9 protein-coding genes are annotated in these 9528 nt (G+C 40.8%); 6 read left to right on the top strand and 3 right to left on the bottom strand.

Going from position 1 to position 9528, the window contains the following annotated elements; all coding sequences use genetic code 11:
- A partial coding sequence (locus B3S92_RS01985; RefSeq protein ID WP_296202206.1) for a hypothetical protein occupies positions 1–281 on the bottom strand: 281 nt, incomplete at its 3' end.
- Positions 282–1145: 864 nt separating this feature from the next.
- On the opposite strand from B3S92_RS01985, the gene B3S92_RS01980 reads away from it, so the two are divergent.
- The 4 genes from B3S92_RS01980 (at position 1146) to B3S92_RS01965 (ending at position 4591) form a co-directional block, all read left to right on the top strand.
- Positions 1146–1517 (top strand): phosphatase PAP2 family protein, encoded by a 372-nt coding sequence (locus B3S92_RS01980; protein WP_349678942.1) that lies wholly within the window; start codon positions 1146–1148, stop codon positions 1515–1517.
- Between the two features lie 82 nt (positions 1518–1599).
- Positions 1600–1827, top strand: coding sequence for a hypothetical protein (locus tag B3S92_RS01975; RefSeq protein ID WP_296202204.1), 228 nt, complete (start codon positions 1600–1602; stop codon positions 1825–1827).
- 168 nt (positions 1828–1995) lie between these two features.
- Entirely contained in the window at positions 1996–3498 is a 1503-nt protein-coding gene (locus B3S92_RS01970; protein ID WP_296202203.1) for an aminoacyl-histidine dipeptidase, read from the top strand.
- A 238-nt stretch (positions 3499–3736) separates the two neighbouring features.
- Positions 3737–4591, top strand: coding sequence for a mechanosensitive ion channel family protein (locus tag B3S92_RS01965; protein ID WP_349678940.1), 855 nt, complete (start codon positions 3737–3739; stop codon positions 4589–4591).
- Between the two features lie 53 nt (positions 4592–4644).
- Here B3S92_RS01965 and B3S92_RS01960 read toward each other — a convergent pair whose 3' ends face one another.
- Positions 4645–5511, bottom strand: coding sequence for a LysR family transcriptional regulator (locus B3S92_RS01960; protein ID WP_349678941.1), 867 nt, complete (start codon positions 5509–5511; stop codon positions 4645–4647).
- Positions 5512–5639: 128 nt separating this feature from the next.
- On the opposite strand from B3S92_RS01960, the gene B3S92_RS01955 reads away from it, so the two are divergent.
- On the top strand, positions 5640–6788 hold the full coding sequence (locus B3S92_RS01955; RefSeq protein WP_296202200.1) for an S-(hydroxymethyl)glutathione dehydrogenase/class III alcohol dehydrogenase: 1149 nt from the start codon (positions 5640–5642) through the stop codon (positions 6786–6788).
- Positions 6789–6913: 125 nt separating this feature from the next.
- Here the strand turns inward: B3S92_RS01955 and B3S92_RS01950 are convergent, their stop codons facing one another.
- Positions 6914–7918, bottom strand: coding sequence for a LysR substrate-binding domain-containing protein (locus B3S92_RS01950; RefSeq protein WP_296202199.1), 1005 nt, complete (start codon positions 7916–7918; stop codon positions 6914–6916).
- A gap of 191 nt (positions 7919–8109) precedes the next feature.
- Here B3S92_RS01950 and B3S92_RS01945 point away from each other — a divergent pair, with 191 nt between their 5' ends.
- The gene (locus B3S92_RS01945) at positions 8110–9342 is read left to right on the top strand and encodes a YeiH family protein (protein ID WP_296202197.1); all 1233 of its coding nucleotides are present in this window, start codon (positions 8110–8112) and stop codon (positions 9340–9342) included.
- Positions 9343–9528 lie beyond the last annotated feature (186 nt).

The raw sequence follows: 9528 nt of genomic DNA, 5'->3' as shown, positions 1-9528 counted from the left end.
TTTTTTTCAGCATACATCATTAGAGCACTGTCTGGATAATCGTAAAATCCTTCAATGATTAAATCACTATCCAACCCTCGATCTTCCAGAGAGATATGTAAGTCTTTACCAACACGCTTGGTAACAATATGTTGCGGTGCACGCCCTGTCGCTTGATCAACAAGCTCATAATTCACTTGCTTTTCGGCTTTAATAACTGTTGGCTCGCCGTCTTGAGTTACTACAATATGTTCTGCAATAGTTTGAGTGGCATTATTTACTTTTACGATAACTGTTTTCATACTGATCTCTATGTTCTCAGGGCCTTGATGAAATAATATAACTTGGAACTATTAAAATAACTGAAACTTAAATCGAATTTATTTTACTTTAATGACTACATAGCGATTATGCTAATGTCCTTATACTGTGTTCTTTGAATCAACTAGTTAAGACTCTCTTTATCAAATATTTGTTGGACAACTTAAAAACTCGTAGAACGTAAACTTTTAATTTAAATGTTTTTGAGCAATAGCACTGCTCTAGGAGGTATAGTTGTCCAATATCATTTCTGATATGAAATTTATTTAAATTAATAGTATTAGCTACAGCCAATTTATATTTAGGTAATATTCCGTGAGCCAAACACTGAGATAAAGATTGGGTGGAATATTGGTTTTTATTAAATAATATAATCCTAACACCTATGTTTTTAACAGTATTGATGTTTATAAAAAATTTTGGATTTATTGGAGTGGGTAAAATATTTTGACTATTTCTGTGTTACGACTACTTATAATGTAAACATTAATTGCCTTAAAACGGTTGGTGCAGCGTTCAAGTTCATTGTCATACTGTTGCATGATTTCACTAGTAGGAAAGTTAGTAAATAACGTAAATACTTAAAACTTAGTGAAGCCATCAACCTAAAAATACCAACATTGGTATTACGACCCATTAATTCTAAGCTCGTAGTCTATATATAGTTAAATTTAACCAATGTTAAACCCATGAGACAGCACTAAAACAAAATAGTTTTTTATTAAATTTATTACTTAAAACCGCATCCTTGAATAAGTAAATAATTCACTTAAATATTGTAACATTTATGTAGTAAAGGAAATATCATATTATTTTAATATAACCAAAATCTCAATAAATCAGTTATTATAAAATTAAAAGGGGTCACCCATGTGAGCTGTCCCAATCACTTAACTTTATATAATGGCGAACAGCCTTACCTGTCACTTTGGCAAGATATCGTTAGTAGCAGTCGCGCCAAATGCTTTCCTGCCGCACATGCCAGCGCGGGTTTTGCTTTATATGCTTTTGCTTATTTACCAAGGTTATATCGCTACAAAGTTAAAATTATAATAGCGGTGTCCTTACTAGGCTGGATTATGGGTCTGTATAAGATGATGATTGGGGATCATTTCTTTAGCCATACTTTAGTATCTATGTGGCTGTCTTGGGCAATAGTCTATGCCATGGCTTTGCTGTTTTTCCGCTCTGTTCAAGTTAGCCCCTACAATAAGTAAAAGACTACAAATTTCAGTTGAATAAAGTCTAGAGTAATCCATACTAGGGCAATATTTCGTTAAAATTAAGTAGGAAAATTGCATGCAAAACGCTGAATTAGATCATGATAAAAAAAGACGCTTGGTAGGACATTATCTACAGCAACTCACCAAAACTGACCCAAATTTATACTACTCTTCCACCACAGAAATTGCCCACGCTCTACATCCGATGATTAAAGAGCATATGAATCGTATGCCTGTCGATGAACAAGCTTTATTTAGAAACATCACGGTGCGTGATATTGAGATGCTACTTAGTTTTCGCTAAAGTTAACTCTTAGACATCGCTTAGACACGCGCTCCCTTCTGAATAAGACTTTACTCAGCAAGATTAGTCCTAACCATGTTTCTATATGTATCCAAAATTGCATAGATAGCAGTGTGTCACATAAAATAGCGGTTTAATTTTATTGCATCATTTTTTTGGATACAGCCCATGTCAACTAACCCTGCAAACACTAGTGCTTCAACTACTAACTCAAATAATGATATCAGTCGCCTATCACCAACCTTAGTCTGGCAATACTTTTATGCCTTAACCCAAATCCCGCGCCCCTCTTATGAAGAAGAGGCAGTGCAGCAGTTTGTATTAGATGAAGCTGCCAGATTAGGGCTTTGGGCTGAGCGTGATGCAGTTGGTAACGTATTGGTTCGCAAGCCGGCCACAGCAGGTATGGAGCAGGCGCCTGGTGTTGTACTGCAAAACCATTTAGACATGGTGGCTCAGAAAAATGAAGACAGTAGCCACAACTTTAGCACCGATCCGATCCAAGCTTATATTGACTCAGAAATGGATCATAAATGGGTAACGGCCAAAGGCACTACACTTGGGGCCGATAACGGAATTGGGGCTGCCTCTGCATTGGCAGTACTGGCCTCAACTGATATCGCTCACGGCCCATTAGAAGCCTTATTTACCGCGACCGAAGAGACTGGCATGGATGGTGCTAAAGGGTTGCAGCCGGATTGGATTCAAGGTCAACTTTTATTAAACTTGGACACTGAAGAGCTGGGCGATATCTGCATCGGTTGTGCTGGCGGCGTGGATGCTACTTTCACGCTACCCATAGATTGGCAAACTCCTACTACAAACCAAGCGTATCAATTATCGGTCAAAGGGCTAAAAGGCGGTCACTCCGGTATCGATATCATTAAACAGCGCGGCAATGCAGCACTGATTATTTCACGTTTATTAGACAGCATTTCACAGTATATCGAAATGTCTTCCATTCAGGCAGGTAACTTACGCAACGCCATTCCTCGTGAAGCTAATGCTATCTTTTTAAGTGATGCCACTGAAGCTGAGCTAAATCAGCTTTTGGCAACCGAAGTTGAAATTATTCGTCGCGGTCTACCTGTTGAGGATCGCGACATGAGTGTGACTCTAGAGGCGGCAGATTTGCCTGCCCAAACTTGGAGTAAGGCCACACAAAACACTTTACTAACAGCGATTCGTTTATGCCCTAATGGCGTTGATAGAATGAGCATGGACACAGAAGGCGTAGTAGAAACTTCAGTGAACTTGGCAAAAATTGATACTCAAGAGCATCAATTACAGCTTCAAAGCTTACTGCGTTCCCTAGATGATGATGCTCGTGATGATTTAGCAGATCGCATGAAGCGTCTGTTTCAATCTTTTGGGGCTACGGTTGAGCTAGATGGCGAGTATCCAGGTTGGAAACCAGCGCCTCATTCTGCCTTAACGGACTGCGTAATTAATGAAGGTGAGCAGCTATTAGGGCGTAAACCTAATGTGACGGTGATTCATGCCGGTCTTGAGTGTGGCCTGTTAGGACAACATTACCCACATTGGCAAATGGTTTCGTTTGGTCCCACCATTGAAATGCCTCACTCTCCTGATGAGCGCGTTAATATCGAAAGCGTAGAGCAGTTCTGGACTTGGTTGGTCAACGTACTGGGCGCTCTCAAATCTGCTTAATAGTATTTATGCTATCGTTATCTTTATAGATAACTACTTTATATAGATGATCATCCTTAATCACAGGTCATCATATACCACATCAAAAAGGGGCTAACATTTAGCCTCTTTTTTTAATTGATTTTTTGATTTAATTTTAAACTGGATCTGAGGTTTCGGTTAACCGATTTGGCTTGAATGTAATATTGATTCAACCTTAACAATACCTCGCCTATAAATAGTTAATACTGAGAGAGTTATGGAATTTTTAGGATTTACTATGGATGTTGCCACGCTAACCGAAGGCACCTTCCAATTAATTACTCGGGTTATTCTTGCCATTCTTATATTGGTTATTGGTCGCTGGCTAGCTGGAAAAATTGTCAAAGTTGCTTATGGCATTATGAACCGTAGCCATTTAGAAGCTACTGTCGCCAGTTTTTTGAGTCGTCTGCTATACGGTGTCCTGCTGATTATTGTGATACTGGCGGCTTTAAGTAAAGTTGGGTTACAAACAACATCAGTAGTGGCCATCTTAGGTGGTGCTGCACTGGCAGTGGGCTTAGCTTTAAAAGATCAGCTATCAAACTTTGCTGCTGGCATTTTAATTGTAATATTCCGCCCCTTCGTGCGTGGTGATTACGTGCAAATCAGTAGCTACACGGGGACCGTTACCGACATTACCCTGATTAATACCCACATTACTACTACCAATAATCACGATGTAGTCATTCCCAATAGCGACATCAGCACCTCAGCGATTGTGAACTACACCTCTTTGCCCAATCGCCGCGTAGATATCACTATTGGTATTGGTTATGATGCCAATATTAAAGAGGCCAAAGAGGTTCTATTGGCCGTTGCCAAAGCCAACCCCCTTGCTTTTACCGACCCTGAACCTGTGGTACGAGTCACCAATCTGGGGGACAACTCGGTGGATTTGACCTTAAATGTATGGACCTCAAATGAGGACTGGTGGGCCATGCAGTGTCAGCTACTTGAAGAGTTCAAGATTGCTTTAGACGACAACAATATCGATATTCCCTTCCCGCAACGCAAAATTCATGTTAGCGGCTTGGACAGCTTAGTAACTAAAGACGCGACTAATGACTAGAATAACTGGCTAAAATAACTAGCCAGCGCAACTAATCTGAAAACATTGTCGTGCTAACTCAAATGCTGCTGCAGATACTGTAGCAGCATTTGTATTTTGGTAGATAGGTGCCGGTTTTGCGGATATACTGCCCAAATACCCTCTTCAGGCTCTCTAAAATCATCCAGTACACTGATCAACTCACCTGACTCCAAATATTTTTGGACATAATAATCAGGCAGCTGCACCACGCCCAGTCCCTTTAACGCTGCATCAACCAAACTATAGCCACTGTTGTAACGCACTTTGCCACTGACTCGAATGTTGCGCTCCCTCTCCCCTTCTTTAAAATGCCAATAATCTACACTGCCTAGCAAGCAGTTGTGAGTGGACAGTTCCGCCAAAGTTTGCGGTGCCCCATAACGGTCTAAATAACTGGGGGAAGCACACACAAAATTGGTACGATGACTAAGCTTTTTTGCCATTAACGTAGAATCTCTGAGCTTACCAATTCGAATGGCCAAGTCATAACCACCCTCTACCAAGTCTACTTTTTGGTTACTTAAAAAGGCAGTGACTTCAATATCTGGATACTGCACAATAAAGTCATTTATCAGAGGCAATAGTTGCTGCTCACCATAAGTTACCGGTGCTGTTAATTTAACCTTACCTTGTGGGGTGGATTGTAAACTACTGATGGCTTGCTCGGCAGCATCGAGTCCGTCTAACACTCCGCGGCAATGCTTATAAAATACCCGTCCCTCTTCGGTCAGTGAAATCTTGCGGGTGGTGCGATAAAACAGCTTTATATTAAGTCTTTTTTCTAAGGCGCTCACTTGCCGGCTGACCTGAGCAATAGAGATGCCCAGCTCTTTGGCGGCTCTGGTAAAGCTTTCGTATTCTGCCACGTATACAAACTCACTAATGCCTTCCCATTTCATCATTATTACCATTATGTAAAAGATATTTGTCAAACCCTCATATTATCATCTAATATGAGATAATCTATAATGCAAAACATAACCAGCCCGCCAGTTTATTTACAACTAATAAAAAAGAGAGCATAACTATGTCAGACAAATTTATTAAATCAAAAGCAGCCGTAGCTTGGGGCCCAAACCAACCTCTAAAAATTGAAGAAGTGGACGTGATGCTACCGCGTAAAGGTGAAGTACTGGTCAAAGTATTGGCCAGTGGCGTGTGTCACACCGATGCCTTCACACTATCTGGTGAAGACCCTGAGGGTGTTTTCCCAGCAATTATGGGCCATGAAGGTGGCGGTATCGTTGAGCAAGTCGGTGAAGGCGTAACTAGTGTTCAGGTGGGCGATCATGTTATTCCTCTATACACCGCAGAATGTGGCGTTTGTAAATTCTGTACTTCTGGTAAAACCAACCTGTGCTCGGCAGTACGTGAGACTCAAGGCAAAGGCTTAATGCCAGATGGAACCACTCGCTTCTATAAAGATGGTGAGCCTATCTATCACTACATGGGCTGCTCGACTTTCTCTGAGTACACCGTACTTCCAGAAATCTCGCTAGCCAAAGTAAACAAAGAAGCCCCCCTTGAAGAAGTGTGCTTACTGGGCTGCGGCGTGACCACCGGTATGGGCGCTGTGATGAACACTGCCAAAGTTGAAAAAGGCTCTACCGTGGCTATCTTCGGTTTAGGTGGTATTGGTCTTGCGGCTATTATCGGCTCAGTTATGGCAGGTGCGAGCCGCATCATTGGTATCGATATCAATGAAAGCAAGTTTGAATTGGCTAAAAAGCTAGGCGCAACTGACTTAATTAATCCCAAAGACTACGATAAACCTATCCAAGACGTTATTGTAGAGCTGACTGACGGCGGTGTGGATTATTCATTTGAATGTATCGGTAACGTTGATGTGATGCGCTCTGCTCTTGAATGCTGTCACAAAGGTTGGGGCGAGTCCGTCATTATCGGTGTGGCCGGTGCAGGTCAAGAAATCTCTACCCGTCCATTCCAGTTAGTCACTGGTCGTGTCTGGAGAGGCTCTGCATTCGGTGGTGTGAAAGGCCGTACTGAATTACCGGGTTATGTTGAGCGCTACTTAGCAGGTGAAATCCCATTACAAGATTTCATTACTCACACCATGCCACTAGAAGACATCAACGAAGCCTTCGATCTGATGCATGAAGGTAAGAGTATCCGTAGTGTAATTCACTTTGATGCTTTAAAAGAGTCAAAAGCTTAATGCGAGCTTCAGTTGATAAATTAAGTTATTAGCTTAACGCTTTAGTTTAATATTGATTCTTTCGTTTAGTATTAGACAAAAAGCGACAAGGGCCACTTACTTTCGGTAGGTAGCCCTTTTTTATACTAGTTATCTTCTGCAAGACTTGAAACGAATTGCTGCCAAATATCGCTTTTATGACGTTGTTTGTGCCAAATCATCCACCATATCCTTTGCAAATCAATGTCTTTGATATCTATTGCAATCAGACTGCCCTGCTTTAAATCCGCTTCAATCACATGTTGTGACAGACAGCCGAAACCTATATCGGCCTTTACCATATTCTTTATGGCCTCCGATTGCTGAATGGCGAATACCACTTCCGCTTGCGGCATATATTGTAGTAACTGCTCGTCAATAACCTGCCTAGTTCCTGATCCCGGCTCACGTACCAATAATGGAATTTTAGCCAACTGTTTGGTAGTTAGTTGATAACTTGGCTCTTTATACTTGTCATCACTGTTATTGTCTTCTAGCTTAGCTTGAATACTCTGTAGCCACTTACTATTCTTTTTGGCGAAGACTATTAATTGATCCTGGCGCCAAGCTTTTTGTTCAATTAATTTACTATCAGTCGGTCTTGGCATACCTTCTACCAGAGCGATATCTACTTTTAATTGCTCAACCTCACTCACCACATCGCGAGTATTACCAATAAAAAACTCTATCTTAGCTTCAGGTCTCTCCCCATAAATCTGCTGAATTAAAGAGGGCAACACATAATTGCCGATAGTGGTACTGGCGCCGATATAAATACGGCCGGCTTGATATTGATGATATTGCTCTAGAGTTAAACATTGACTCACTATGGCTTGAGCCTGAATATAAATCGCTTGAGCATTATCATTGCGATGCAAACGCCGCCCTATTCGCTCAAACAAAGGCATCTTCAACCGATCTTCAAGCTCGGTTAGCGCACTACTCACCGCTGACTGTGATAAATGCAACTGCTCGCTAGCGGCACTGGTGCTTCCTGTCTGATAAATACTAATGAATACCGATAACTGCTTTAAGGTAATCTTTGGCAATAAGGCCTGCCCAGTGTTTAGGGGATAAGTGTCCGTCAGTTGTTGAGAAGTTGAGACTGGCATGAAAAAGGCCTTACAGATTTGTGAAAACACTAAAAATAGGTTTTAAAAACGTACTGACCCATTTTATCGATAAAAACTATCTAATCAATCTGTTTTATTAATATAGAGAAAAGGAATATAGTAATCTTAAATAATATAAATTTAATAACTATAAGCTAAAGCCAGATGTTTAATAAGCAGCGAGTGATTTTATGAAAGCCCATCAGGCCCCATTTAAAACCCATGCTACTAAGCGAAATAGATATAATGCAGGGTTAAATCAACTGTCTCTACTTTCTTTGTTAGATAAGATGCTTGGTAGCTATTTGCCAAAGCGTGAGCATTTATTAGGGCTAATAATAGTTTTATTAGGCAGTTTATCCAGTATCTGGCTTAATAATCGTATTGAAGTTTGGACTGAGGGTAAGCTAATAGGTTTGTCTTCATTAACTCTAGCTATTTTGATAGGCATGGTTTTGGGTAATATGCTTTATCCAAAATTTGCCAAACCGTTAGCAGCTGGAGTCACTTTTTCCAAAGCACAGATATTGCGCTTAGCCATTGTGTTATACGGCTTTAAAATTACGCTCTCCCAAGTCGGTAGTGTGGGATTATCTGCCGTGGCTATTGACGCTTTAGTTCTAAGCTCCACCTTCCTTATTACTTATCTTCTCGGTACCAAATGGTTAAAAATGGACCGAACCACTACCCTACTTATCGGTTCAGGGGCCAGTATATGTGGGGCCGCTGCGGTCATTGCTACCGAGCCTGTGGTTAAAGCGGAATCACACAAAGTCACTATTGCCGTAGCGACTGTGGTGGTGTTTGGTACTTTATCAATGCTACTGTATCCCATGCTATATCAGATGGGCTGGCTTGCAGGATTGATTGAGCCTCAGCTCTATGGGGTCTATATCGGATCCACCATTCATGAGGTGGCACAAGTGGTGGTCGCGGGTAATGCCATCAGCCCTGAGGTCGGTAATACGGCAGTGGTTACTAAGATGATTCGGGTGATGATGCTTGCGCCCTTCTTATTACTGTTGTCCATTTTTATCACCTCTACCGATTCTAAAGACTCTAAAAATACTGAGACCCTATCAAGTGCTACAGAGCATCAGCAAAATCAGTCTAATAAACTAAAGCTTTTAACTCAGCGACTAAAACAAATCCACGTGCCTTGGTTTGCGTTTGTGTTTATCGCTATGGTGGCTGTAAACTCTGTGCTTATGATCTCACCGACTGCAATTATTCAAGGCTTTACCGAGCTTATGATTGATTTGGATAATTTATTACTAACCATGGCAATGTTTGCTTTGGGTCTCACCACCCATTTTAGTGCGGTTAAGCAGGCTGGTATTAAACCCCTTATCTTAGCGGCTGTTATGTTTATTTGGCTTATCTTAGGCGGTGGTTTGATTAATTTAGGAATTAGTCAGATCTGATCTTTAAGAGTTTAAAGCAAAGCAAAAAATTAAATTTATTCTATGTTTATTTTATATGCTTAAATATAATATAATAAATTGTATTTTAAAAAGTCAGCCATGCTGCTAACTGATTATTTTGCTTTAAAGGAGTCCGCTTTGAATATTGTAAAACCTGCACTAGCCATTAATGCCAGTCAGTTAAGG

Origin of the sequence: Psychrobacter sp. UBA3962, from assembly GCF_002385225.1 — a bacterium.
In the GTDB taxonomy this organism is placed as follows: domain Bacteria; phylum Pseudomonadota; class Gammaproteobacteria; order Pseudomonadales; family Moraxellaceae; genus Psychrobacter.
This window is presented reverse-complemented; position numbering and strand designations above follow the sequence as displayed.